The 1,765-nt window shown below is 58.7% G+C and carries 2 protein-coding genes and 1 other RNA gene; all 3 read right to left on the reverse strand.

All coding sequences use genetic code 11. The features are described from left to right. Positions 1-254, reverse strand: a transfer-messenger RNA (tmRNA) gene (ssrA, locus tag AC1D0Z_RS20905); the annotation flags it as partial. Positions 255-266: 12 nt separating this feature from the next. Further along, positions 267-932: an HAD-IA family hydrolase gene (locus tag AC1D0Z_RS20910; RefSeq protein ID WP_477660082.1), complete on the reverse strand. Its 666-nt coding sequence runs from the start codon at positions 930-932 to the stop codon at positions 267-269. A gap of 73 nt (positions 933-1,005) precedes the next feature. Beyond that, entirely contained in the window at positions 1,006-1,713 is a 708-nt protein-coding gene (ubiG, locus tag AC1D0Z_RS20915; protein WP_477660083.1) for a bifunctional 2-polyprenyl-6-hydroxyphenol methylase/3-demethylubiquinol 3-O-methyltransferase UbiG, read from the reverse strand. Positions 1,714-1,765 lie beyond the last annotated feature (52 nt).

The raw sequence follows: 1,765 nt of genomic DNA on the forward strand, positions 1-1,765 counted from the left end.
TTCTTGCCCCGGGTTAAGGTACCCAGCCCGGAGCCAGCCGATGAAATTATCTTTACAGCCGGGAGCGTTTAACTTGCGCTAAACACCCCTTGCCCAGCCCATCGGCCTGCTGTTGTAAAGCTCACTGGCAATTAAGCAGCGAGTGCGAAACGTTCGTCGTTTGCAGTTAGTTTGTTTGAATCAGTTTAACGAGCACACTCAGCTCGACATGCACCACACCGCGTCCGAACCCACGTCGAAACCAATGCAGCCCCAGGAGGCCTAGTTTACGCCATTCGGAGAAAATTCAAGAGGGCGCCGGGTGAGGCAATGGTGGCGTCGGCTTTCCAGCCAGCCGTATCGGCGGTTTTGCCGAGGTAGCCGTAGGCGGCGGCCACTGTGGGCATGCCGGCAGCGCGGCCAGCCACAATGTCGCGCTCGTCGTCGCCTACATAAATACAGTGCTCTGGCGACAGGTCGAGCTGGCGAGCCGCCTCCAGAAGGGGCGCCGGATGCGGTTTGGCGTAGGGCGTGGTATCTCCGCTGATGATCGCCTGGGCCGTGTCGAACAGCGGCATGGCCTTGGTCAGCGGGACGGTAAACCGTGCCGATTTGTTGGTAACCACGCCCCATTTCAAGCCCGCACGGCCAATCCGGGCGATGAGCTCARCGACGCCGTCAAACACCAGGGTGTTTTCGGTCATGCGCGATTCATAGTTGCTGAAAAATTCTTCCCGGAGCTCGCCAAATCCAGCGTCTTCCGGTCCCAGCCCAAAAGCCACGGCAATCATGCCGCGTGCACCTGCGCCGGCCATCGGTCGGTAAAGCGCCAGGGGAAGCGATTCCATGCCGCGGTCCGTGCGCATTTTGTCGGCTGCGGCACCCAGATCGGGAGCGCTATCAATCAAGGTGCCGTCGAGGTCAAAAAGGACGGCGGAGATGTTGTTGAACATATCGGTGACTAACCTGGCTGAAGAACAAGGGGAAGGATGGCAGAAAGCCGCAAGGACCAGGCCTTCAGGCGGCTCAGTTCTTCTGGGTGGCCAGCAAATAATTGACGCTGGTGTCTGCGCTGAGCCAGTAATGGCGTGTCAGCGGGTTGTACTCCATCCCGCGGGTTTGCTCAAGCGACAAGCCTGAAGCCCGGCAGTAGCCTGCCAATTCACTGGGTTTGATGAGTTTCGCGTACTCATGGGTGCCGCGCGGCAGCATGTTCAACACGTATTCCGCACCCACAATGGCGAACAGGAAGGCTTTGGCGTTTCGGTTGATCGTGGAGAAAAACACATATCCGCCCGGTTTGACCAGTCGGGCACAGGCTTTGACGATAGAAGACGGGTCCGGCACGTGCTCCAGCATTTCCATGCAGGTAACCACATCAAAACTGCCCGGTTGCTCGGCCGCCAGCGCTTCCGCGCTGATTTCACGGTATTGCACACCTTCCGTCTGGGCCTCCAGCGCGTGAAGCTGGGCAACTTTCAGCGCTTTGGTGGCCAGATCGATCCCGATTACGTCAGCACCCCGGCGCGCCATCGCGTCCGCCAAAATGCCGCCGCCGCAGCCCACGTCGAGCACACGCAGTCCTTYGAGCGGGACGATGCTTTCGATCCAGCCCAGGCGGAGGGGATTGATCTGATGTAAAGGGCGGAATTCGCTTTCGGTATCACACCACCGGTGGGCCAAATCTGAAAATTTTGCCAATTCGGCGGGGTCGACGTTATCGCTTGTAGACATGAGGCATTATCGTTGAGGCATAAAAAAACCGCGCCGTAGCGCGGTTTTTGAG

This window comes from Polaromonas sp. P1_E3, assembly GCF_056405935.1.